This is a genomic window from Paenibacillus sp. CMM36 (assembly GCF_053570945.1).
Window position 1 is genome coordinate 232,015 of sequence record NZ_JBSEDY010000007.1, and the last position, 24,404, is coordinate 256,418.

General features: G+C 44.7%; 22 protein-coding genes and 2 pseudogenes. 18 read left to right on the forward strand and 6 right to left on the reverse strand.

What is annotated here, in order from left to right; all coding sequences use genetic code 11:
• The first annotated feature begins 28 nt into the window (after positions 1-28).
• From ACWA2B_RS16090 to ACWA2B_RS16105, 4 genes are all read left to right on the forward strand, one after another.
• Positions 29-526, forward strand: a complete 498-nt coding sequence (locus ACWA2B_RS16090) for a hypothetical protein (RefSeq protein WP_340956463.1) — start codon at positions 29-31, stop codon at positions 524-526.
• A 168-nt stretch (positions 527-694) separates the two neighbouring features.
• Positions 695-1,405: a response regulator transcription factor gene (locus ACWA2B_RS16095; RefSeq protein ID WP_029515637.1), complete on the forward strand. Its 711-nt coding sequence runs from the start codon at positions 695-697 to the stop codon at positions 1,403-1,405.
• Positions 1,406-1,407: 2 nt separating this feature from the next.
• Positions 1,408-2,787, forward strand: coding sequence for a HAMP domain-containing sensor histidine kinase (locus tag ACWA2B_RS16100; RefSeq protein WP_342434371.1), 1,380 nt, complete (start codon positions 1,408-1,410; stop codon positions 2,785-2,787).
• A gap of 214 nt (positions 2,788-3,001) precedes the next feature.
• A complete protein-coding gene (locus ACWA2B_RS16105) occupies positions 3,002-4,069 on the forward strand; it encodes an ABC transporter ATP-binding protein (protein ID WP_029515635.1) in 1,068 nt (355 codons plus the stop codon).
• A 147-nt stretch (positions 4,070-4,216) separates the two neighbouring features.
• Here ACWA2B_RS16105 and ACWA2B_RS16110 read toward each other — a convergent pair whose 3' ends face one another.
• Positions 4,217-5,500, reverse strand: coding sequence for a pectate lyase family protein (locus ACWA2B_RS16110; RefSeq protein ID WP_449292392.1), 1,284 nt, complete (start codon positions 5,498-5,500; stop codon positions 4,217-4,219).
• 380 nt (positions 5,501-5,880) lie between these two features.
• Here ACWA2B_RS16110 and ACWA2B_RS16115 point away from each other — a divergent pair, with 380 nt between their 5' ends.
• Complete coding sequence (locus ACWA2B_RS16115; RefSeq protein ID WP_342434370.1) at positions 5,881-6,618, forward strand: cyclase family protein; 738 nt, start codon at positions 5,881-5,883, stop codon at positions 6,616-6,618.
• Positions 6,619-6,779: 161 nt separating this feature from the next.
• Here the strand turns inward: ACWA2B_RS16115 and ACWA2B_RS16120 are convergent, their stop codons facing one another.
• A complete protein-coding gene (locus tag ACWA2B_RS16120) occupies positions 6,780-7,193 on the reverse strand; it encodes a DUF4183 domain-containing protein (protein WP_013311418.1) in 414 nt (137 codons plus the stop codon).
• A 446-nt stretch (positions 7,194-7,639) separates the two neighbouring features.
• On the opposite strand from ACWA2B_RS16120, the gene ACWA2B_RS16125 reads away from it, so the two are divergent.
• Positions 7,640-8,281, forward strand: a complete 642-nt coding sequence (locus ACWA2B_RS16125; RefSeq protein ID WP_080658569.1) for a DUF4183 domain-containing protein — start codon at positions 7,640-7,642, stop codon at positions 8,279-8,281.
• Here the strand turns inward: ACWA2B_RS16125 and ACWA2B_RS16130 are convergent.
• Positions 8,259-8,438: an oxidoreductase gene (locus ACWA2B_RS16130; protein WP_238437886.1), complete on the reverse strand. Its 180-nt coding sequence runs from the start codon at positions 8,436-8,438 to the stop codon at positions 8,259-8,261. The two genes, ACWA2B_RS16125 and ACWA2B_RS16130, sit on opposite strands and share 23 nt — an antisense overlap.
• 282 nt (positions 8,439-8,720) lie before the next feature.
• Here ACWA2B_RS16130 and ACWA2B_RS16135 point away from each other — a divergent pair, with 282 nt between their 5' ends.
• Both ACWA2B_RS16135 and ACWA2B_RS16140 read left to right on the forward strand, forming a co-directional pair.
• Positions 8,721-9,305 carry a TetR/AcrR family transcriptional regulator gene (locus ACWA2B_RS16135; RefSeq protein WP_209949784.1) on the forward strand — a complete coding sequence of 195 codons (585 nt, stop codon included), beginning with the start codon at positions 8,721-8,723 and terminating at the stop codon, positions 9,303-9,305.
• Between the two features lie 74 nt (positions 9,306-9,379).
• Positions 9,380-9,961, forward strand: coding sequence for an NAD(P)H-dependent oxidoreductase (locus tag ACWA2B_RS16140; protein ID WP_029515630.1), 582 nt, complete (start codon positions 9,380-9,382; stop codon positions 9,959-9,961).
• A 145-nt stretch (positions 9,962-10,106) separates the two neighbouring features.
• Here the strand turns inward: ACWA2B_RS16140 and ACWA2B_RS16145 are convergent, their stop codons facing one another.
• Entirely contained in the window at positions 10,107-10,436 is a 330-nt protein-coding gene (locus tag ACWA2B_RS16145; protein ID WP_029515629.1) for a hypothetical protein, read from the reverse strand.
• Positions 10,437-10,651: 215 nt separating this feature from the next.
• Positions 10,652-11,845 carry a glycoside hydrolase family 5 protein gene (locus tag ACWA2B_RS16150; protein WP_039272989.1) on the reverse strand — a complete coding sequence of 398 codons (1,194 nt, stop codon included), beginning with the start codon at positions 11,843-11,845 and terminating at the stop codon, positions 10,652-10,654.
• 375 nt (positions 11,846-12,220) lie between these two features.
• Between ACWA2B_RS16150 and ACWA2B_RS16155 the strand changes: the two genes are divergently transcribed.
• The 10 genes and pseudogenes from ACWA2B_RS16155 (at position 12,221) to ACWA2B_RS16200 (ending at position 23,089) form a co-directional block, all read left to right on the forward strand.
• Positions 12,221-13,243 carry a substrate-binding domain-containing protein gene (locus ACWA2B_RS16155; RefSeq protein WP_342434369.1) on the forward strand — a complete coding sequence of 341 codons (1,023 nt, stop codon included), beginning with the start codon at positions 12,221-12,223 and terminating at the stop codon, positions 13,241-13,243.
• Positions 13,244-13,576: 333 nt separating this feature from the next.
• Positions 13,577-14,815, forward strand: a complete 1,239-nt coding sequence (locus tag ACWA2B_RS16160; protein ID WP_318627507.1) for a PTS ascorbate transporter subunit IIC — start codon at positions 13,577-13,579, stop codon at positions 14,813-14,815.
• Between the two features lie 74 nt (positions 14,816-14,889).
• Positions 14,890-15,231, forward strand: a complete 342-nt coding sequence (locus ACWA2B_RS16165; RefSeq protein ID WP_029515624.1) for a cupin domain-containing protein — start codon at positions 14,890-14,892, stop codon at positions 15,229-15,231.
• A 118-nt stretch (positions 15,232-15,349) separates the two neighbouring features.
• Positions 15,350-15,794 (forward strand): annotated as a pseudogene (locus tag ACWA2B_RS16170) (HEAT repeat domain-containing protein).
• 168 nt (positions 15,795-15,962) lie between these two features.
• Positions 15,963-16,955 (forward strand): Gfo/Idh/MocA family protein, encoded by a 993-nt coding sequence (locus ACWA2B_RS16175; RefSeq protein ID WP_342434368.1) that lies wholly within the window; start codon positions 15,963-15,965, stop codon positions 16,953-16,955.
• A gap of 239 nt (positions 16,956-17,194) precedes the next feature.
• Positions 17,195-18,962 (forward strand): annotated as a pseudogene (locus ACWA2B_RS16180) (cache domain-containing sensor histidine kinase).
• Between the two features lie 2 nt (positions 18,963-18,964).
• A complete protein-coding gene (locus ACWA2B_RS16185) occupies positions 18,965-19,765 on the forward strand; it encodes a response regulator transcription factor (protein ID WP_165149581.1) in 801 nt (266 codons plus the stop codon).
• A 135-nt stretch (positions 19,766-19,900) separates the two neighbouring features.
• Positions 19,901-21,244, forward strand: coding sequence for an extracellular solute-binding protein (locus ACWA2B_RS16190; RefSeq protein ID WP_029515619.1), 1,344 nt, complete (start codon positions 19,901-19,903; stop codon positions 21,242-21,244).
• A gap of 26 nt (positions 21,245-21,270) precedes the next feature.
• Entirely contained in the window at positions 21,271-22,152 is an 882-nt protein-coding gene (locus ACWA2B_RS16195; protein ID WP_029515618.1) for a carbohydrate ABC transporter permease, read from the forward strand.
• 55 nt (positions 22,153-22,207) lie between these two features.
• Positions 22,208-23,089 carry a carbohydrate ABC transporter permease gene (locus ACWA2B_RS16200; RefSeq protein ID WP_069012544.1) on the forward strand — a complete coding sequence of 294 codons (882 nt, stop codon included), beginning with the start codon at positions 22,208-22,210 and terminating at the stop codon, positions 23,087-23,089.
• 476 nt (positions 23,090-23,565) lie between these two features.
• Here ACWA2B_RS16200 and ACWA2B_RS16205 read toward each other — a convergent pair whose 3' ends face one another.
• A complete protein-coding gene (locus tag ACWA2B_RS16205; protein WP_307347578.1) occupies positions 23,566-23,988 on the reverse strand; it encodes a hypothetical protein in 423 nt (140 codons plus the stop codon).
• Between the last annotated feature and the right edge of the window lie 416 nt (positions 23,989-24,404).

Consider the following 24,404-nt stretch of genomic DNA (forward strand, 5'->3'; position numbering starts at 1 on the left):
GATACTTTAAAGGAGAGGTGATTCAATCATGAAAAAATGGACTAAAAATGCAGCAGCCGTATTGACCGTAGTAAGTGTACTGGGAGGAGCAAGCAGCGCATTCGCCGCTACAGCAACAACGACTCCAGCGAGCACTGCACCAGTAACCAAAGCTCCTGCGGTTATGACACCAGCTACCAAAACACCGGCAAAAGCACCTGTGACGAAAACACCTGTGGTAAAAACACCGGTTAAAAAAGCTGTAACAGCTCATAAAACAACAACCAAAGCAAAGAAAGCCCCTGCCAAAAAATCCGTTGCGAAAAAAGCGGCAAGCCACAAAACAAAAGCAGTGAAAGGGCAGCACCGTACAGTTAAACATCATGCCAAAAAACATAATGTTGTTAAACACAAAGCAACAGCTCATAAAACTCGTACACATCATGTCGTAGCTAAAAAAGTGACCCACAAAACTCCAGTTAAAAAAGCAGTCCCAGCAAAAACAGCTCCAAAAGCAGCAGCCAAAGTAGTAACAACCAAGAAATAAGTTTGATGCGTAGTTAGCACTCAGCTCGCCTGGCATATACAGCAGCGATTCATGATAAGAAAGACGGGACCGGGAACGGTATACCCGTCTTTTGTCTATTCTGCTAGGCTTCTGTTAAGCTTAAAGAGAGGATGGAAGCATCCAGAACAACGGCAAGGGGTTAAGGCCATGACAAAAATAGTAGTAGTGGATGACGATGTGTTCATTCTGCAATTAATATCTGAATATTTGAAAAAAGAATCCTACGAGGTGACTTCCTTTTCCAGCGGTAAAACACTGGTAGAGCATATCCGTACGAACCGTCCGGATTGTCTCGTTCTTGATATTATGATGCCTGGCATTGATGGGCTTTCTCTACTGACTCAGCTTCGTGAGTTTACGGAAATGCCGATCATTATGATCTCTGCCCGTGGAGAAGAGAACGACCGTATTCACGGGCTGGAGCTGGGCTGCAGCGATTTTTTGACCAAGCCCTTTAATCCAAGGGAGTTGGTAGGAAGGGTCAAAGCAATGCTGAGACTGAGCAAGGCCGGAATGTCTGCATCGGACGATAGGCAAGCGGCAGAAAACGCAGATCTATGCCATGCGGGCAATCTGTATATTTTTGCTGACTTTCGTAAAGTCACAGTGGACGGACAAGAGCTGAATTTAACCTCACGTGAATTCGATCTGTTGCTGTTTCTTGCGAATCATCTGGAAAGACCTTTTGGCAGGGAACATCTGATTCAGCAGGTGTGGAGCTATGATTTTATAGGTGATGTGAGAGTCGTGGATGATCTGGTCAAACGGATTCGTAAAAAGTTAGCTGAATATCACTCTACGCTCGTCATTAACACCGTATGGGGTTTCGGATATAAAGCAACGGTTCAGGAGTTGTAATCATGCGTACGATGAGAGCTAAAATACTGCTTTCCCTGTCCATCGCCATGCTTATTACCGTCTGTATTACAGTGGTCTTATTCATCAGACTTATCGACGACATTCTGGTGAATCAAGCCAAATCCAAACTTCATGAGCAGGCACGCAAAGCCGTCCATATTATGAGTGATGGAGGCTTTGATCGACTGGATAATGCTGAATTTAACTATGTTATCAAGGGCGTGCTTTTATCTACCGATTACTTTATTTTAAGCACGGATAACCACATCATCGACTCAAGCGTTTCTGGAATGGAAGGCAAAAAGATCGAACATTTGCTTTTGATCCGCCAGGGATTTTTTGCATCGGTTCATCCGTCTGCCCAGGATCTGACCGCTACACATGAAGGGGTGGCTGTGCTTCAAGGTAAAAAGGTACTGTTTACGAATGAGGAATTGCCCGGACAACCTTTTCGTATTTTTGTATACTCACCCTTATCTTCTTTGAGAGCCCTGTATGTACCGTTAATGAGAACCACATTACTGTCTATCATCGCGGGTTTTTTAGTGATTCTCGTCATTGGTCTGATGGTGGTCTCGCGTCTGGTGCGTCCGCTCAAACGATTGAAAGAGGCGGTTGGCAACTATGAGCCGAATCAGCCGCAGGATAGTGATTTTCCACAGGCGGATAAAAGTGAGATTGGCGAGCTGATCGGCACCTTTCATTCCATGTCCGCCCGTATTCAGCAGCACCATCACGGTCAAATTGAATTTCTACAAAATGTATCTCACGAGCTAAGGACACCGTTAATGTCGATTCAAGGCTATGTATATGCCATACAGGATCAAGTGGTATCCCAGGACGAGGGACTGAGTATCATCAAAGTGCAGTCCCAGCGGTTAATTGACATGGTGGAAAAGCTGCTGCAGCTATCGAGGCTGGAGGCGCTGAATGAAGAGTGGCCTGTCTCTCTGGTTGATCTTAGAAGCATGGCGGAGGATGCTGTTCATCTATTGATGCCGGTGGCTGCTGAACGTTCTATCTCGCTCCGAGTGGAGGGAGAGGGTCTGCATGTGGCCGTTCCGGCCGAGCAATTGTTCCGCATGATATTGAATTTGCTGCAAAATGCAGTTCGGCATACCTCTGCGGAGGTTGTCATTCATTTGGAGACAGGGACAACACCGGAGGTTGTATGGGTTATGCATGTGGATGATGATGGGGAAGGGCTGACCGAACAAGAGGCAACCGAGGTGTTCGGAAGATTCTATGCGGGCTCGAATGGTGTCACAGGTCTTGGATTGGCTATTTGTCGTCAAATTGCTACCCGGTTGAATGGAGAACTACTCTGCACACGTTCGCCATTGGGTGGAGCACGCTTCAGCTATATCCAGCGCATGTTATAAATGAGTACAAAAATGGTTAAAAATGATCGTTTTTTCGGAGAAACATTTCATTTATCTAACATCGAATGGAAGTTTTTCGGTGATATTTGAGATATAGCTTGACTGGTAGGTACTAAACTGAGTAAAATTAATCGTATATACCTTGACTCATGGACGTCGTTTTTTTAGATAGTGGTCAATAATAGTGATGAATAATAAATGAAAGAGTGATGAGATGAACCGCCTTTTGGAAGTGAAGGACTTAACGATATCTTTCAAGACCCGCCAGGGACTAGTGCAGGCCATTCGTGGCGTAAACTTTCATGTCAATAAAGGAGAGACGCTGGCGATTGTGGGCGAATCCGGCTCAGGTAAAAGCGTAACCTCACAAGCTGTTATGAAGTTGATTCCGACCCCTCCGGGCATTTATCAAAAGGGTCAAATTATGTTTGACGGACAAGAGCTGATTAATAAAACGGAAAAGCAGATGCAAAAAATTCGTGGTAAGGAAATTGGCCTGATTTCTCAGGACCCAATGACTTCGCTTAACCCGACGATGAAAGTGGGCAAGCAGATTACGGAAGTGCTTTTCAAGCATGAAAAAATATCCAAGGATGCTGCTCGCAAGCGGGGTATTGAGTTGCTGAATCTAGTAGGTATTCCACATCCAGAACAGCGTTTTAACCAATATCCGCATGAATTTAGTGGCGGTATGCGTCAACGTGTCGTCATTGCGATGGCATTGGCTGCTAATCCGAAACTTCTGATTGCCGATGAGCCGACGACTGCGTTGGACGTAACGATTCAAGCTCAAATTTTGGAACTGATGAAAGATCTTCAGAAAAAGATTGATACTTCCATCATCTTTATTACTCATGACCTCGGTGTTGTGGCGAAGATGGCTGATCGCGTTGCTGTTATGTACGCAGGACAAATCGTGGAAACAGGTACGGTTAATGAAATTTTCTACAACCCGAAACATCCATATACATGGGGCCTTCTCGCCTCTATGCCAAGTTTGGACAGCCATGGTCAGAAGCTGGCAGCTATTCCGGGAACACCTCCGGATCTGCTTCACCCACCTGTAGGGGATGCTTTTGCAGCTCGCAGTTCTTATGCTATGAAAATTGACTTTGAGAAAGAGCCTCCACTCTTTCAATTATCCGATACGCACTTTGTGAAATCATGGTTGCTGCATCCAGATGCGCCAGCGGTTGAGCCGCCAGATGCGGTAAAGGCTAAGCTTCGCAAGCTGGATAACGCATTTGAAAAGCCGGTTTTGGTAGAACAATACGGCAGTTAATGTGCGCTATAATTTGTAATTAAACAAATGAAAAATAAAAAAAGGGCTGTTCTCTCCGTGTGGAATCATTCTACGGAGGAAACAGCCTTTTTGGTGTAAAATCGCAGGTTGTATGCGTCTGCGGTTATTTGTGTTAACGGGCAGTGTTTACAGCTTACCAGAGCCAGCTTGGGAAGTGACTTCTGCCTTCACACTGGCGGATGGGGAAATTTTATCGTTCAGCGATGGTTTCCAGCCTACAGAGGAGCTAAGACCCGCGCTGGAGCCTGCATTAACAGCTTGTCCATTCAGGATTGTGCCCGTATCTGACAGGGCAGTTCCACCAAAGACAGTCACGATTTTAGCTGCAGATAAACCGGCAACGTCAATAACATTGTTTTCGGCGAAGATTTTGGAGGATTTACCTGCGCCCCATATATACAGTGAAGGATATTCGGAGCGTTTTACATCACCTGTATAGTAATTGTTGTACAGATGGACTTGTCCATACCGCACGCGTGGTGTGCGTTGTACCGTGTTTTCATAATAATTGTGATGCAGGGTTACACGTAAAGTCCCTTCATCTGCTGTTTTACTGTCGCTGTTGCCAATAATCGATGATTTATCATGATCGTAAAAATGATTGTAAGAAACCGTAACCAGATCGCCCTGGTTAATCACATCGAGAAGCCCATCATGATGCTGGTATTCTTGACCGTAAAAGGAGCCGTTTTGGCTATCTGGGTGAGATCCATCATTGAAGGTATTGTGGTCTACCCATACATGTGTGGCGCCGTTAATTGTAATGCTGTCATATTCCGAATTCCAATTGCCTGTGCTGCCGTCCGTTGGGTCCCATTGAGGAAAATAATCGTAGGCATCCTGGAACTCAATATTACGGATAATGACATTATCTGTCCCTTTTTTTAGTTGAAGGTTCGCGCCGTTAATGACGGCATTGCTACCCTGACCGACAATCGTTGTATTAGAAGGAATCTCAATGACGACACGACTGGCCTGATTTTTTTGTGAAGCCTCACGTGCCTTTTCCAATGTGCCGGACGGAGCCTTTTTACCCCAAGTGGATGGGTCATAAGCTTTGAGGTAGGCGTCAAAATCATATTTAGAGTCCTTGTAATCGTTCAATCCCAACGGCTTGTTATTGTCATCGACGTTGGCGTTGACCGTGCCTTTGACATAAATGATTTTAGGCGTACTATTGCTGTTTTTGCCCAAAGCATCGACTAATTGCTTGCGATTCGTTACGGTGAAAATATTAGAAGAAGAGGCTGCAGCTCCGCCTGTTGTGCCTGTAGAAAAGGCTGCCCAACCGTTTTTGTTACCAAGCGTTTCTTTACCAATATCGCTGGCTGCATGAGCAGGTGAACCAAGAGGGGACAGGGTAGTGAATAGCAGAGCTGCTGCAATTCCGAGTGAAAATCTCTTTTTCATAAAATACCTCCGTATATTGGATGAATAGAGTAGACAAACGAAGGGAGTCCCGGGTGCTCCTGTGGTTTCTACATTTTCTATCATACTTCGTGTTCCAGTATTTGTTAATATAATAAAAGTTACATACTAAAATTTTTGTCGAATTTTTTATATAATTCAATAGACCCCTACTTTTTCCAATCAAGACGTATATGTAATAATGAAAACGTTAACAATCACACGGAATAGGAAATGTATATATGAATATATGGAATTGTTTTTGTGTTTTTTCTCAAAATGTTAACGATTTCAATCTATACATTCTGGAAGGTCGATTTATAGATTTTTGCAGAATCCTCAGGTAAAATGGCTTGTAATAAAGCTGAGGAGGAATGGGCATCATGGCAGAGCATTTAGCAGATATCTTGAAGTTGTTGAAGCAAAAAGACTGGGTAGATTTGTCCCACGCTTTTTATCCTGAAATCCCTCATTTTCCAGTATTCGATAATGTTCAGGTGGATACCCTGTTTACCCACGACGATGGCTTTTTTGTAAAACAATACTGCTTTCCAGGTCAGTATGGGACTCACATTGACGCACCCGTTCATTTTGTGAAGGGCAAACGTTACTTGCATGAGCTTTCATTGAAGGAGCTGGTTTTGCCGCTCGTTGTCATTGACCGTTCAGCAGCCGTTGCAGCTAATTCTGACTATGAACTTACGGTTGCGGATATTTTGGACTTTGAGAAAGAGCATGGACGCATTGCTGATCAGTCCTTTGTCGCTTTTCGCAGTGATTGGAGCAAACGTTGGCCTGATTCAGATGCCTTCTCGAACAAGGATGACGCCGGAGATGCACACTGTCCGGGCTGGTCGCTAGAGGCGCTACGCTTTTTGGTAGAAGAACGGAATGTGGCTGCCATTGGACATGAAACGCTAGATACGGATTCTTCTGTAGCTTATCGCAAAGCTGGCAAGCTGGTAGGGGAATATTACATATTGGAGCAGGATCGGTATCAAGTTGAGATGCTGACAAATTTGGACAAGTTGCCCCCGACGGGCGCGGTCATATATAATATCGTTCCGAGCATTCAAGATTCCCCCGGATTTCCAGTGCGCTCCTTTGCTATTTTGCCTTAATCATACAGTACCCAGTCATTTGAAAACGATTGTATATTCATCTTGAGCTTAAAAGACCGATTCAGATATCGACATCTGAATCGGTCTTTTCTAGCTTATACGGGGTAATGTACAGTGTGAATGACCGTTCAGTCCATCTTGAATCAAAAGGATGAAACGTCTTAAGTGATAATTGTTACGGTAGGGGCAGAGATGGTGGGCTGAGTTGATATGGTGGAGGTTGTGCCGCTAAAATCAGATATTTCTATGACAGCGGGGACACCTGGTGTAATATCTACAGAGGCAATGACCAGACTTGCCGTGGTCAGGGTGAATAAGGAACTCTGCTGAATAACTCCATTAATATAATAATTAGCAGAATCAGTAGCCGTTAATGTTGGTAAAGCAACTACTGGAGCGTCGGCGTCATCTACGAAGCTTGCAGCAGGAATAGTTGTTGTTGTTGCTCCGATCATCCCGGCTGTAATTGTTGCAAAAAAACGAGTCACGGCTGGGGTTACAGTCGTGCTTATGGCACCACCAGTTGCTACGGGAGCAGTAGCTACTGCTGTGTACACAGGTTTTATGATGGGCATAGTTTTCATCTCCTTTCTTTACTGGTATGAGCCATTCGGTGGCTCTTAATCAATAAATGATTTCTCAACCTATTCGGAAACGGCATATTAACCTTTCTATTAATAATAGGGTGAATGGAGAAGGCCTATTTTGCTACAAATACAGATGGAAGCGAATACTTGGAATCGGCATCCTACAAATGCCTAAAACCCTAAAGAGGGATATGCATACAATACATAAATAAGCATGTGAGAAGGAGGTGTATACGACTGGTATGAGGAGACGCGATTCATCACTAAGAAGGCAAGGAAAAAGAACCGTACATTGCAAGATCAACAAACGTAAAAAGTGTAAAACAAGTTATTCACTCAAAGGTAGAACAAAAACGGGGTTCCATGCCAAAAAGCATCCAAAGCTAATCATGCAACGGAGATGTAGAAATGCTCCTACCAAGCGGAGGCGGAGAATGGGCAAGACGGGAAAGCCGGGTGTTCCAGGTTCGGCAGGAGCACAGGGTATTCCTGGTTTGACAGGGAAGCAAGGCGAAGCCGGGTTAACAGGGGTACAAGGTATTCCAGGTTTAGCAGGAGCACAAGGCATACCGGGAACTGCGGGAACACCGGGAGTCCAAGGAATACCAGGAATACAGGGTCCAGCAGGAACACGGGGAGCGCCAGGTCCGGCTGGCGTCCAAGGTAGTTCAGGTGCAACAGGTGCACCCGGCCCTACTGGAGCACAGGGCATAGCGGGCCCAACCGGAGCCCAAGGAATAACAGGCCCAACCGGTCCGGCAGCTGACATTTCAAATATTGAAATTATACCCATAGCCGAGCGATATTTTTATTTTGCACCTGCTACAATTGAGTCTTCAATCACGATTATGGCGGATCAATTTTCTGTAGATGGTGTACAGGAGCCCTTTCAGCGGTTTAATGTCGGAAGCAACAGTTATGCCAATCTATACATTAATGGAATGATACAAGAAAGCACATTGTATAGACTGACACCTGAATCGCTGACGATTCGCCTTAACGAAGGGGAGGCAATTTCCTCCGGCACACCTATTATTGTGGAAATTGTTCAATTTAGTGTGCGAGCCAGTGGATGATACTGTTCGCGGTGAGGCAACCCAGAGGCAGATACAGCTGTTTTTGGGGCAACGAGCCTTTGCGTCCGACATGCCAAAGCTGAAGACCGGCCTTGGAGCTTTGGTTATGGATGGCGTGCACGACTTTTTGCAGCGGGGAAATGTGCTCGTCGCTCATATGCCAAGACTGCCTGAGTCTTTTCCCTGCTGGGTGACTGCATGCACCTTAAGCATAATGAGTCCCGCCTGCCCGAGCGCCCGTTTTATTCGATTACATATCTATTTTATATGAATAAAATGTGGCGATACACGTATCATTAATTGTATTTATGATCATTCACTTATAAAAACATGGTATTTAGGTTTAATACAATATATATCAAATGAAAGTATGAAGACAGAATGAGCCTGCATAAAAATATAATTTGCATTTTAGTTAGTTATCACTTACTATAATTTTATGAACAAGAAAACACATATAGACAGCAAAAAGAAAGATATTCTGCAGGCAGCGATGTGCTTATTTGCAACCAAAGGAATTGACGGGATTTCAGTCAAAGAAATTGGAGAGGCTGCCGGTGTGACGGATGCCGCGATTTATAAGCATTTTAAGAGTAAAGATGCGATGGCCTTGGAAGTATTTGGGCAGTATTGCAATAGCTACACCACCTTAATTGACTTCTATCGCAAGCAGAGTGGGAACTTCGTTAGTCGTTTCCATCAACTGGTGGATGAAGTGCTGAATATGCATGATGAGGACCAGTATGGTTTGCTTCTACTATCACAGCATCATGAGCTGTATGTTGAAGCAAGCCAGAGCCAGAATGTGCGTCAGCCGCTGGAGGCGTTGACTGAATTCATCGAACAGGGGATTCAACAAGGTGAACTGCCGAAGCAGGATGCTAAGCTATCCGGTGTGCTCATCATTGGAGCTATTACACGCTTGTCCGTATCCAGCCTGGAAGGTGAACTTCCACAGCAGTTGGTTCCATTTGCAACAGAGGTCAAACAACGTTTAACAGCTTTATTAAGTAAAGGTCAGTAGTGACCTTTTCTTTTTAAATATAAAGTTAGTGTTTTCTAACTAAAATCATAATGTGAAGATAGGAAGTGGCTTATATGTCTAAAAAAATATTGGTGATTCAAGGGAATCCAGTCGCTGGCAGTTATGGAGAAGCGTTGGCTCAATCCTATGTAAAAGGAGCGAAGGCTGCAGGAGCAGAGGTTCGTTTGTTGCAGTTATCCGCGTTGGATTTTAACCCAAATCTATTAGGTGGATATCGTAATAAATTGCCGCTGGAACCTGATTTGATCCAAGCACAGGAGTCGATTAAATGGGCAGAACATCTTGTTTTTGTCTTTCCAATCTGGTGGGGCAGCTTGCCTGCATTAATGAAAGGCTTCATTGACCGTACCATTATGCCGGGGTTTGCGTTTAAGTATCAAAAAGGAAAATCCTTGCCTGACAAGCTTCTAAAAGGAAGAACAGCTCGCCTCATTACAACGATGGACGGTCCGCACTGGTACTACCGATTTTTCCAGGGACAGCCTGGGCATCGGATGATGAAGGATTCCACGCTGCATCTATGTGGTGTCAAACCAGTGCGTTCTACGACCATTGATCTTATGAATAAGTTATCGGATCAGCAGCGCAACGATTGGCTGAGCAAGGTGGAGCAGCTAGGTCGAAGCATGAGCTAGGTGTTCCCCTGACCCAAACCCATTGGCCTACAGGTAAACCATAGCGGTATCTGAGCATAATCGACCTGCGAGAAGGAAAAAGACCGCAATGGGAGCAACTAGCTCGCATTGCGGTGTTCGGAATAGCTTATGTTTGCAATCAACGTTAAATAAATATCGATGCAACGATTAAAATAAATCCGATCGCTAGACCTGCAGGGCCCCAATAATGCATAGGGATAAAAAACAGACTGTGCTGGGTTCCCATTCGATAGCGTTGTCCCGTTTCCATATCAACTAGCACTTTGTCCGAGTCGGAGTTGAGTGCTTTCCCCAAATACCAGATAATAACTCCCGACACAATGAACACAAAAGCCATTGGCAGCCGGGAATCTATGGAGTCAAGCCCTAGAGCGGATACTAAACTACCGACAATAACAAATAAAATCCCTGGAATAATAATATTTAAAATACCAAAACCCTTCCAAATAATCACATGAATACTTCCTTTCTAAATTAAAATCCAACATATGTATTTATCGGTTGAAAGAGAGATTTAGTTTACAAAATGACCCATTCAATGGGGAATTTACAATGTGTAAAACTGGAAGAACAAAAAAAGCCGTTTCTCCACATCTTCATAGCCCAGCATAATCTGGCCTGAAGGAGGGAAATCGGCTTTTTTAATTAAGTGAAGTTGAAGGCCTGTGCCTATTCGGCTGCTGCTTCCGCTTGCTGGGCTACGGAAACAACAGGCTTCATAATTCGACCCAGCATATCTTGCTTCGGACGATTCCAGGTAGTCCAGTCATCCAGCAGCAGACCGCCTGTGTCGCCGCTATTCGGATTCAGGGACCAGTACGTAAAGTACAGGTTGTTGGCACCAATATAGTCTACGAGTGCATTTTGCCATTTCCCCTCAGGAGTAGACAAATCAACATTACGACCGCCGAATTCACCGACCAGTACCGGAGCTATGTTTTGCTTGCTGATGTAGCCCCAGGTTTGATCCCAGATCGCTGGCAGGTTGGACGGGAAGGCCGGGTCGTTGAACCATGGCTGCGAAGAAACACCGGGGCCGTAATCATGTGGAGAATATACGACACGGTTCGGTACGTCCAGAACGACAGGATAGTTGGCTACACCTGTCAGGTTGCCACCCCACCAGTATTGGCTATTGTTGCCTTGTACATTGTGGTCTACACCTTCTACGAGAATCAGCCAATTCGGATTTACGGACAGAATCGCATTCCCTGCACGTTGTGCCGCCAGACGCCAGTCTGTGGAGGCATTGCCTGTACCCCAGCTTGCTTGACCGTGTGGCTCGTTATGCAAATCCGCACCAATGACGGTGGGGTTGTTTTTGTAACGATCAGCCAACATTTTCCAGTCACTAATCCAGCGAGACTCAGGGTACTGGGATGTGTACCACAGCTCGGATTGCCCGCCTGAGCTTGGACGGTGACGGTCAAGGATAATCTGAATACCGCGTTGTCCAGCTTTTTCGATCAGCTTGTCCATAATTTGAATCGGAGTTAACCCGACTAGATCAGGGTTTTTGTGATAATCAATACTGTCTGGACGGGAACTGGAATCGAATAACTGATTGCTGTAAGGCAGACGAATCAGATTGTAGCCTTCTTTCTTCACCTGATCCAGCATGTCGTCCATTGAGCGACTCCACAGTCCATGCAAGGTGTAATTAGGAGTTTCCAGACCGAACCAGTTCAGGCCGTTAAATGCCGCTTCTTTCCCGGATTCGTCTACAATCTTGTTTCCTTGGGTGTGATAATATCCTTTCACACTGGCTGCATCTGCAGAAGCTGGTGTATAGCCATACAGTGTGAAGCCCATTACGAGGGAGGCAATGACGAAAAATGTTTTTTTTAATCCTTTTTTCTTCATAATTCTGCTTCCTCCTTTATTTAAAATAATTTGTAATCGATTACATTTTTATTTTATGTTCAAATCTTCCATCAAACAAGTTCATAAAATTCGTGTATTTCTAAGATTTCGTTCGAAATCAATAGATTTATAACAACGGATTATCAAGCTAAGTAGGAAAGTTCCTCTTGTAAAAGATTCGTGAAGGAGTTTCCACCCCGTATTTTTGGCCGCGCTTGTATATGAGGTAGAGGCACGCTCTAACTCTTTATTTATTATATTTTCCTGCTGTAAAAGAAGGTATATAATAAAGTGAAATTCACTTTACATACAGGTTGCAGAATATATATTTGAAAATTAGCACGCATGACATGCAAAAAAGAAAGGAGGGTAATTATGGTAGCAACGATGAAGGAAGTGGCAGAACGTGCCGGGGTGTCGAAGAGTACAGTTTCGCAGTTTCTACAAAAGAGATACAACTATATGAGTGAAAACACCAAGAAGAAGATCGAGCAAGCGATTGAGGATCTCAGTTATATACCCAATGAGGTGGCACGTAGTCTCAAGCAGAAGAAGACCTTCATTGTGGGGGTTATTTCTTCAACCATTTTATCGAGATTTACAACAGAAGTCGTGCGTGCCATTGAAGATGAATGCCAACTGGAAAATGTCCAGGTCATTGTCTGCAATACCGATGATGATTCGCTCAAAGAGAAAAAGTATGTCCAGTCGATGATTGCTCGGCAAGTGGATGGACTTATCATTTTCCCGACGGAAGAGAACAAGAAATTATATGTTTCCCTTGCCAAGAATGGCTATCCCTTCGTGTTTGTGGACCGAAAAATCGATGAAATCAGCGTAGATACGGTGCTATTGAATAATGAAAAGGCCAGCGAGCTTGCGGTTGAAGCACTCATTGAGCATGGTCATAACAACATTGGGATTATCACGTTCCCCTTAGGCAAAAAAGCGATCACCACACGAAGTGAGCGACTGTCAGGTTACCGAAATACGCTGGGTAAACATGACATACCCGTGAATGAAAACTATATCAAAAGCGGCAGGTTGGATGAAATGCCTAATCTGATTGGACAACTATTCCACATGGAGAACCCGCCCACCGCAATCATTGCTACGAATGACATGATTTTGGAGCAGGTGCTGATCTTTGCCAAAAATAATCATCTGACCATACCTAATGACTTTTCCTTGATTGGCATAGATGATGTATCCTTTGCGTCTTTTTATAATCCGCCGATCACAACCGTTTCCCAGCCGAGTTTTGAAATGGGGAAAAGGAGTGCCCGGCTACTGCTGGAGAAAATTGATCAAAAAGAACAGGATCATGAGGAGCTGTCAGAAATCATCCGTATGAATCCGGTCATCAACCACAGAGAATCGGTCCTAAAGCTGAACTGAATGTTTGAATAAGTCCTTTTCTTTTTTTTGAAAACGTTTTTATGAATTCTATTGTAAAAAGAAAATAAAGAGCTATAATGATCTTATGATTCGAGTCATGAATACCCTTTCATTTATGGTTGTCCTGAATTTAGTGATGATGGTGATTGAAGAGAGGGGAGGAATGGAGCTTAAGCGAATAATGTATGGAGTAATTTGTGATTTAATTCACAAGGAAATGATTCTGCTTCTTTTTACATTCCCGGAAGGGAAATTTTTTTCGAGTATTACTAAATCGATTTAGTAAGAATGGAAAATAATAAAAGAAAGTCGGAGATCACTATGGAAATGTTTATGAGCATTATCAGGGAGCCATCCATCATTATCGCGATTGTGACATTACTCGGCCTTATATTCCAGAGGAAGAAAGTATCAGAAATCATTACGGGAACTACCCTTTCTTTCATGGGCTTCACCATGATCAAGGTCGGCGGCGGCATTTTAGGAGGCGTTCTCACTAACTTCAGCCAAATTTTTTCTTATGCGTTCAACCTTAAAGGTGTCGTACCCAGCAATGAAGCCATTATGGCACTGACCATTGATCAGATCGGGGCGGATGCTGCGCTCATTCTGCTCTTTTCCATGATCCTTAACATCGTGCTTGCACGTCTGACCAAGTTCAAGTACATTTATTTGTCTCTTCACTTGATTTTGTTTATGAGCTTTGCCGCTACAGCCGTTATGAAAGGTCTAGGTCTCAGTTCGCTGACTACGATCATCGTCGGTTCATTGATCATTGGGAGCTATATGGCGGTGTTTCCTTACCTACTCCGAAATGCCAGCAAAAACATTATTAAATCGGATGATTATACGATTGCTCATGCTTCCATGACCTCTTACATTCTGGGCACCTATTTAGGGAAAGTGTTCGGCAACCGTGAAAATGACACCGAAAATGTAAAAATTAATGACCGCATCAGTTTTTTGCGCGACCCCAATGTTGCAACGACCTTGACGATGCTTGTGCTTTTGCTGGTATCCGGACTGGTTGCTGGTTCTGATTATGTCAGCAAATTATCGGATGGCAAAGAATATATCGTCTTTATCCTCGAACAGTCAGCTATTTTTGCTGCCGGCTTGTATATCGCAAAAGCAGGTGTTAAGCTGTTCACAACTGAAATTGTACCCGCTTTCAAAGGATTCTCCCAAGTGTTCGCACCTGGAGCAATCCCTGGTGTGGATGTTCTGGTACTGTTCGATAAATCACCCAATTCCGCGTTGGTAGGCTTCTTGGTCAGCTTCTTCACAGGCGTTGCCTGCGTCTTTCTTTTCCCGTTTGTCGGATTGCCTGTCATTGTGCCAGGGATCATGGCCTGCTTCCTCGCTGGTGGTGCAGCCGCGATATTCGGCAATTCCAGCGGTGGTTTTAGAGGAGCTGTTATTTCCAGTTGTCTTAATGGATTCTTGCTCTGTCTGCTACCAGCTCTCACCTTGCCGCTCTTTTCTTTTTTGGGTGCCGAAGGGGTAACGTTCGCCGATCCCGACTTTACTACCCTTTCCGGAGTACTTTGGCTTATTTTTCGCTGGTTTTAAACTAAACCGATTTATGAATTTTTTCAAAATAACTCATCTAAATCAATTGTGCTTAAAAAGAGGAGGAATGATCCATGTTTTTTAATGACCAAGATATTCAAATTGATATCGTTGACAGTAATACCACCCGGAAAGTGCTGGCCCACAGCGACCAGCTTATGTATGTCAAAGTGATGTTTGCCAAAGCCCAAACAGGGGAAATCCTGTTGCATAAGCATGTCCATGAACAAGTCACTTATGTAATAAAGGGAAGTTTTAAGTTCATGATTGATGATGGCGAAACCAAGGAAGTCCAGACCGTCAAAGAAGGAGACAGCATCCATTTTCCATCCGATACTCTTCATGGCTGTATCCCACTGGAGGATGGCGGCATTCTGCTAGATGCATTTACACCCGCACGTGCAGATTTCCTGTAACGTCCGATCATTTCATTTTTATCTTTTTTAGAAGAAGACCGGCAAGTATGTTATATTTAACAAACGGCAATCGTGATGAGCAGTAATATAGTGATTTTTAGAAAAGGATGAGACAATTTTGGAAAACAACGAAACTCAGCAGGAATTTGCAGAAGTATATGAGCAGCTTAAAGTAGCTGCAAACCGAACCTCCGATTGGAAAACACGCCTAGCTGCGGTAAATGATCTGGGTGCATGGAAGAACCAGCAGACGATTGACTTGCTGACACATCGTTTGAATCATGATACGGTATATGCCGTTCAGGAAGCCGCTTACCGCAGACTTCAGGAATGGGGCGAGAATGTACAGCCGCCTGTGCGCAAAGAGGGTGAGCTTGTTAAGGGCCTGACGAAGATTCTGGTGCGGATTAAAAAAAAGCTTGCCAGCCGACCATACCTACAACGATTTTCGCGAGAAGCTGCACAAGATGAGAGTCGATATTTATGACATCTATGAAGGCGACAAGGGCGCTGAATTTGACCAGTGGCTGGAGCAAAAATGGGCTTCATTATCCACAAGGTAATTTCTGAACCCTGTAATTGTATGTATTTTAAGGATGGTTGCAGGTGATACAGACAGAGCCTTAACAAGGATAAGGGATTATCTTTGTTAAGGTTTTTTTGTATATATACTTCGGCAATAGGGTACGATGGGATCGGATTATTTTAGTGTGTACATGGGAGGGACTAACATGAGCAAGGCGAAGCTGTGTTTTATCGGGGCTGGCTTTCACGCTTCAACGAATATATATCCTGCTGTTATTGGGGCAGGTGCTGGAATTCAGGCGATTGCGACTAGAGATTTAAGCAGATCGAAGAAAGCACTTCAGCGGTTTGGAAGTAGTGGCACACCTTATGACAATTACAAGGCTATGCTGGAGCAGGAAGACTGTGATGGAGTTGTCGTGATAGCACAAGCGGCAGATCATCCTTCGCTCGTACTAGACTGCATTAAGGCTGGAAAACATGTCTTTGTAGACAAGCCACTGGGTTGGAATGCCGAGGAAGCGGCCCAAATTGCAGATGCGGCAGAAGCAGCAGGCGTCGTGCTGATGGTCGGTTTCATGAAGCGCTACGCACCTGTATACATAAAGTTAAAAGAATGGATTGAGGGTGGCTCGCTTGGAGCCGCACGCTCATTTCAGGCAAAATTTCTCGTGGACAGTACCCAGTTTTGTAAAACTGGCGAAGACTTCATGAAGCTGGCGGCGGTTCATATGGTCGACCTGGTACGTTATTTGTTCGGGGAAGTGGTACAGGTTACCGGATTTGCGAACGATAACGGTGAGTGTATTTCCCATACGATTGCCTTGAAATTTGAAAATGGTGTAGTGGGCAGTCTATACTTCGCAGGTATGACAGCATGGACACGCGAGAGTGAAGGGATTACGGTAACTTTTGATCACGGTTTTGCGAACGCGGATGAGGTGAATACACTGATCATTCACAAGTCGGAGAGTCATACAGAGCTTCCTTGGAAATCCCTTGCGGAAAATGATACGGTTCTGACACCATCAGCTTCCGCGATGTCGGGCGGATACCGTGATTTGTACTTGCGCGGTTTTGTCGGTGAAATTTCTCATTTCATGAACTGCTGCCAAGAAGGACGGACGCCTGATTCAAGTGGACGAGACAACGTGAAAACGATGGAGCTGTGCGACCGCATTTTGGCTGCACTCCAATAGGATATCGATACCCATGTAATATACTAACTTTGCAACCTGAACGATACCTTTGTTTGGGCACTTAAAAAAAGTTTCGGTTTAACTAGCTGTTAGATGGCTCCTGCATTTGTCGGGGGTCATCTTTTTTAATTAATATCAATTAAAAATATGCCAACAAAGTGGAACGATGCGCTAGAATGGAAAAATAGAAAGCGTTATCATTATCAACTTTTCTGCGATGATTCAGGGGGAGAAGGCATATGCGTTCAAGGTCAAGGTTTCAACCATTAAACACATTACGTAATCAGATTTTTATCGGATTTATACTGGTGATGCTCATTATGATGAGTGTGGCGGGAGCGTTCATTTATCTCAATGTGTCTCACTTGTTAAAAGACAGTGCCGAGCGACATATTGGTCAGACCGCGGTACAAGCAAGCGGCAGGCTGGATGCATTAATCGGCCAGATGGACAGCCTGACGGAGCAGGTCGCTAATCACCCGTCTGTTCAGCATATTTTGCTGGAGGAGCGCAACGGGGGCAAGGTGAATTTTGGACAGCGTCAATCCCTACTGCAAGTGATGCATAGCTATCAGGCATATATGCCGAGTGTCGGCTCACTGGAACTGTATACTGCTGAAGGGAAGATGTTGTTTCCGATTAGAGAGGGCAGTCTGGAGGAACGTATCGGACAGGCAGACATCCGGGAAGCGAATCAGATGAAAGGAAGACTGGTCTGGATCGGCATTGATCCCGAGGACCCCAGGTCACTGCTAGCAATTCGGCAGGTCAGCTTGGTGGATCGCTGGTTCTCACGCGGAGGGTACCTCATTACCCGTATGGAGCGAAGTTATTTTGGACTGAATGGTTCGTCAGCAGTCAATGAAGAAGCGGATGAAACCATGCTGCTTGTAGATCGTCAAGGCCAGCTGCTGTCGGGTGAACCAATGAACCAGACGGATTTGTCAGGTGTACTGCACAGCAAGACACAGACGGTTCATATTGGGGAGCGGGAATATGTGAAGGCGGTTCAGCAGTCGGAGCGGACGGGCTGGTCGCTGCTGATCCTGATTCCGGTTAGCGTCGTCACAGACGGAATTACGGTTTTACGGACTACACTTATCATTTCCGCGTCTCTTGGTGCCGTGCTTTTCCTGTTTATGTCCTTTATGTTGTCTACGTTGATTACAAGACCGATAGGTCACTTGATTCAGGCGATGCGTCGTTCACGGGAAGGGGCGTTGGCTCTGAATCCAGAACCGGCAGCAGCGGTCGAGCTGCGAGAATTGAACGCAGAGTACAATACGATGATTGTCGATATCAATGAATTGATCCATGTCATTTACGAAAAGGAGGTTTTACAAAGCCAGACCGAGCTTAAAGCTCTGCAGGCGCAGATCAATCCGCATTTCCTTTTTAATACGCTGGATGCTTTCAACTGGTCGCTACAGGAGAAGGGAGAGGAGGAGCTTGCCGGGCTGATGGTGTCTATGTCGCGGCTGTTTCGTTATGTTATCGAACCGGCTCACCATGACTCTTGGGTGACCCTCGGGGAAGAAATGGCGCAAATCCGTCGTTATCTGGAACTGATGGAGATGCGTCTGGGTGAACGTCTGAGCTGGCAAATTCATATGCCTTCAGAGGCAGCCAGAATTCCGCTTCCTAAACTGCTGATCCAGCCTATTCTAGAGAATGCTATTTTGCATGGTGTGGAAAATCGCATCGGCAACGGCCGTGTTGAAATCAGTGTCACTCCTTCGACCAGACCGGGGTGGACCAGGATCGCGGTCATAGATAACGGACCTGGAATGACAATGGAAGAACTTGCAGCTGTGCGTACAGCGTTGATGGGGGGGAGCAGCCTGCGAGAGCAAGGGAACCGGTATGGGACTGGTTAATGTGCAGCGCAGGCTCGCTCTCTATTATGACAGCGCATCTTATCCAACGGACGGTGTGCTGATACATAGTGCTGAGCAGGAAGGAACGGTGGTCGCTTTTGAAATTCCTGATGAATATGGAGGGCGGTAGCAATGAGTGTTTCATCCAAAACCATTGTCATTGTAGACGATGAACAGCGAACACGTCAGGGGATACACCAGACACTGGAGCAATGGGCAGCCGGGAAATACCGGATTGTGACATTCGGTAATGGTTTGGAAGCACTAAATATACTGCGTGCAGAGACGGTTCATCTGTTGATTACGGATGTCCGGTTGCCGGAATTCAGTGGGCTGGATTTAATCCGCTCTCTGGAACGGGATTCACGACGACCAGCGACCATTGTCATCTCAGGGTATGCGGAGTTTGATTATGTCCAGCAGGCTCTTCGTCTGGGAGCCGTCAATTATTTGCTCAAACCGATTGATAAACAAGAGCTGCTGAATGCGGTCAATGAAGCGCTTCGGCTGGAAGAGGAGCGGCAGCGGTACGAGAAGCTAGACAAGCTGGCTGACCCTGTTCTGCTAGAGCTTGACCTCCAGGCGGCTACCCTTAGTGATCCGGTACGACGTGCCTTCACCTTTATGGCGGAGCATCTTCACGAATCCATTACGATGGCGCAGACTGCCGCGCATTCACACCTGAATGCGAGCTATTTTAGTGTTTTATTCAAGGAGCAAAGTGGTTTGTCCTTCAGCGAATATCTGCATCGGCTGCGGATGCAACGGGCCAAGGAGCTGCTGCTGCATACCCAATTGACGATTGCCCAAATCGGCGAACGATCAGGCTACCGAACAGATAAATATTTTATTAAAGTATTCAAAGCGACCGAGGGGATAAGTCCCAGCCGCTACAGGCAGCAGATGCGTACAGGGCCGGAGAATATCGACTGACAGTAGGCAGATCAAACCCAATAAAAGTGGAATTATACCCAATGAGCGTACCCTGTTGAAAGCAGGAATAGAGTGCTAAACTTACAAATGATAACGGTTACAAAAAATATAAATACAACAAACGGAGGTCTAACGATGTCCAACGAGTATGGTTTACGTAAGCGCTCACATCAAAAATGGTTTGCTGGGTTGACCCTGCTGCTGTCATTCATGCTGGTGCTATCCGGTTGCGGTGCTGGTAAGGATGGTCAAGGCGGTTCCAGTGGAGACGGGGGAAAGGTTACACTCAAAATGATGCACCTCTGGCCAGAGGGAAGCTCGGCACAGCAGAGCAAGCTTGTGACTCAGATTATAGATCAATACCAAAAGGATCATCCGAATGTCGTCATTCAGCAGGAAGTGCTGGAAAATGAACAATATAAAAACAAACTCAAAGTGCTGTCAGCTTCCAATGAATTGCCGGATATCGGCATCACCTGGGCAGCAGGCTTTATGGAGCCTTACGTTAAAGGTGGATTATTTACGCCGATGGATGACCTGCTGCAAGGTTCCAAGCTGAAGGACAAATTCGTACCGGGAACGACCGAAGCTTATGCGCTAAATGGCAAAACGTATGCGCTTCCGATTGAATTGAATATTACACCTATTTATTACAACAAAGCCATATTCCAAAAATACAACTTGAAGGTACCTACGACTTTTGACGAATTTAAGCAGGTTGTGAAAACACTTACGGATCATGGAGTAGCACCGATTGCATTAGGCAATAAGGACCGCTGGACCGGCTCGCTCTGGTATATGTATTTGGCGGACCGTATAGCAGGTAACGAAACGCTGAAAAAAGCGATTGACGGCTCAGGATCGTTCGATGACCCTGGTTTAATTCAGGCGGCCTCCGAAGTTCAGACGCTTGTGGATATGAATGCATTTAACAAAGGATTTAACGGCTTGTCCAATGATGAGGGAAAATCCGAATTTATGAACAACAAGGCAGCTATGTATTTGATGGCTACTTGGGAATTGCCGAATTTTACGACCAATCCCGCAATCCCGCAAGCATTTAAAGATCAAATTGGCTTCTTTAAATTCCCGATGGTTGCAGGCGGCAAGGGCAACGAGAACAGTTGGGTAGGAGGTCCGGGAGTAGGTTTGTTTGTTTCTGAGAATTCCAAGGTGAAAGAAGAGGCCAAAGCGTTCGTTGAATACTTTGTAGTTAAATGGGGAGAACAATCGGTCACACAGGCGGGCGTTATTCCGGCGACGAAAGTGGACACCTCCAAAGAAAAATTGCCCAAGCTGTATGTCGATTTGCTGAACGGACTGAATCAAGCCAGCAGTATTACGTTGTTCGCCGATGTACAGATGAAGCCGAATGCAGCGCAGGTACATTTGAATATGATTCAGGCGTTGTTTGGTAAAGCGGTGACACCGCAACAATTTGCCGACCAGCATAAGGCTGCCATCGAGAAAGGAAATTGAAATTGACCACCTAAGGAGGTCCAACCGTGGAAAAGGTCATGTCCAATAAGCTTGTCATTGCTCTCTATGTATTGCCTTCTCTGCTGCTGTTATTAGCCGTAATATATGTACCCATCGTACTGACCGGCTATTACGGCCTGAATCAGTGGAATGGAATCGGTTCTATGACTTTTGTGGGGCTGGACAATTATCAACATTTGCTCACAGACAGTGCATTCTGGCAAAGTGCCTGGCATTCGCTGCTGCTGGCCTTGTTTTCAGGCATCAGTCTGATCGGTTATCTGGTCATTGCGATGATTTTGTCAGGAAAAATCAAGGGAGCGAATCTGCTGCGGAAAATTTATCTGATTCCCATGCTGTTGTCATCTGTAGCGATCGCACAGCTGTGGCTCAAAATGTATCATCCAACGAACGGAGTGTTCAATTCCATACTGGCGTCGGTCGGAGTCCACAATCCGCCTGAATGGTTAGCTAATCCGTCCTTGGTGCTGTTTGCTTTGTTCATTCCGATTATTTGGCAATATGCAGGCTTTTATATCCTGATCTATTATGCCGGGCTGAAAAACATTCCCGAAACGCTGATGGAGGCTGCCCGGATTGACGGGGCCAGTGCCTGGCAGATTGCGACTCGTATCAAATTGCCCCTGTTGCGCGAGGTGATTAACGTTACGATCATATTGTCCATTGTCGGCTCGCTCAAATATTTTGACCTCATCTACGTCATGACGGATGGTGGGCCGAATGGAGCCAGTGAAGTGATGGCTTCGTACATGTACCACCAGGCATTCCGCAGCTTTGATTTTGGATACGGTAGCGCTACAGCCTTTGCCCTGTTGCTCATCTGTCTGATCGCTACGTGGCTGATCCGCAAGGTTACGGCTACTAGTGACACCATCCAGTATTCATAATACGGTCATGCAAATAGATGAGGGTAACAAAGGACAGGAAGAGGGAGGAACGGATATGAAAACCCAGGCAGCCGCCAACTATCCGCTTGGAGTCGGTACCCGCGGCAAAATGTTAACTCGGGTCGGTTATGCCGCTTTGTATATCATTTTAATCATCTTGGCGGTGACGCAGCTTTTACCGCTGGTGTGGCTGATGCTTTTCTCACTTAAAAATAATCAGGAAGTGTTTAACCTTCCGCCGTTTGCACTCCCGTCCCAGCCACATTGGGAGAACTATATGAATGTGTGGACCAGCGGCAATATCGGGCGGTATTTCTTCAATAGTGTGTGGATTACGGTCATATCCGTGGCGTTAACGGTGCTGCTCGCCAGCTTTGTAACGTTTGCCATTACGCGTATGCGGTGGAAAGGAAGCCAGCTGGTTCTCGGGCTCTTTATGGTCGGACTGATGATTCCAGTCCATTCCACCTTGATTCCGTTGTTCAGTATGTTTCTCAAACTGCATTTAACAGACACTTCACTCTCTATCATCCTGTCGTATGTTGCTTTTAATCTGCCGACAACGATGATGATCTTGCTGGGATTCTATTACGCCCTGCCCCGTGAAGTGGAAGAAGCGGCTGTTATGGACGGTTGCTCCGTCAACCGAATGTTCTTCCGGATTGTGCTGCCCATGACAACCCCCGTTATGGCAACGACGTCTATTATTAATATGATCTATAACTGGAATGAGTTTATTTTCGTGAATACGTTTATTAGTTCGGACGAAAACAAAACACTGACCGTCGGCGTTCAAAACTTTATTGGACAATATACGACCGACTGGGGAGCTATCGGAGCAACGCTGATGATCAGCATTTTGCCCATTTTGCTCGTGTTCCTCATCATGAGTGACCGGATTGTGGAAGGGATCGCAGCCGGGTCGGTTAAGGGGTAAAACAAATTCCCCTGGTTAGAATAGCACCCCCTAGTGTAGACATTGGATCAAACCTCTTGGTTTGTCCGATGAATGCTAGGGGGTGCATTTTTTGTGCGGGTCTGGGTTGAGTTGAAGGAATATATAAATGAAGTATAAACTCCATAAATTTAAGCTTTTTCAGAAATTAAATGGAAAGCAAACGAACGTGTTGATATTTATTTACGGACCAATTGTGTGAATGGATCAGAGGTTATGATGTGGTTGGTAACCCTGATAGGGAGGAAGGGCAAGTTGTGTTATTCATATAGGAATTGGGATTCATTTTGCTAATTGACTGCTTATTTTTGGCATGAAAAAAGCACATTCCTACTCGTGTCTCAAGTTGGACTGTGCCTTTAAAGGGCTATCATGTTTGTGTTAAGATGTTGGTTTGCAAATCTGTTAATATTATAAATTAAATTTGTCCGAAGTTATTAGCAAGCTATTGACATGGCTTATTTGAATCTTTCTAAACCATGATATGGATTCGAAATATTTTCACCAACTTCCTCAATTGCTTCTATTATTTCTTCCAATATTAATTCATTTATATCCTTATCTTGATTTATTGAATCTTTAATTTTTTGAAAGCAATTCTTTAGTCCGAGGTTTACAACAATTGAAAGAATGATATCTACATCATCATAAGAATCAGTATTCCATAACCTGTGAAGAACCTTATCTATACTATTTCTTACTTCACTTTCCAATAACTCGTAGGTCATAACTTGTCTATCTGTTAATTGGCTAAGAATTAATAAAAAATCCTTTTTCTCAATTTTACCAGTATTAAATTCATTCAATACGTTTTGAAACATCAATGCTAATGTTTCTGTTGGTAATACATCGGGTAATTTCTCAATTTCTTTAAGATTCATTTTTTTATTTCCCCTCTATTGGAATGTGAAATTCATTTAAGGATTAATTTTTAGTCCAAGTTCCATCTGTTTTTAATTCTTTATTACCTATTTTTTTCTCAACTTGGTAAACAGATGCTCATCTTTTAATAAAATATAGACCGTTGTTCACTGGCGAGTTTTTGATCGTTTGCGTAACGCTTTGAGATACCAATCTGACATTTCGAATTTCCTCACCCGTGGTTTGAGTGTGCGTATGGTATTTCTGATGGAAAGGGATGAAAATCCATTGTTTTCTGCAGTAAAGCTGGACTATTATGTTTTTTTGCCTTAGATTTCGATAATACAAAAAAAGCTCGTTCCTACTCTTAGGTTCAAGTTGGAATAAGCCTTTGAAAGTTTATCAAGTTTGTGTCAAGTTTTTAGTGTTTGGTTTG